We start from the raw sequence: 325 nt of genomic DNA on the forward strand, positions 1-325 counted from the left end.
GCGATACCGTCCCTGCCGTAAAGATGTTCCATGAGATACCCAAAATCATGGATTTCCAAGCGACGCACCTTAAAGCGACGGGAGATTTTATTTTCCAGTAGCTTTTCCATTTTCATGTAACGGTTGATTTCATCATTCGGCATGGAAACAAAATCATTCATCAGCGTGTGGTTCACTTCATGGAGAAATTCCTTGAATGTCAGCCACGCCGATTTTTTGATGTTCTTCAGATTGAGCTGTTCTTCCGTAACCATGAGCTTAAAGCCAAGAAAAAAGCGGTAGTCCACTTGATTGTCCCCAATCATAGATACTAACGCTTCGGTCT

At 42.8% G+C, this 325-nt stretch carries 1 pseudogene; it reads right to left on the minus strand.

The features are described 5' to 3' along the window. Window positions 1–325, minus strand: a pseudogene (locus tag PG840_RS16615) (ATP-binding protein); the annotation flags it as partial.

This window comes from Coprococcus sp. AM97-35 (genome assembly GCF_027697525.1).
GTDB lineage: Bacteria > Bacillota > Clostridia > Lachnospirales > Lachnospiraceae > Allocoprococcus > Allocoprococcus comes.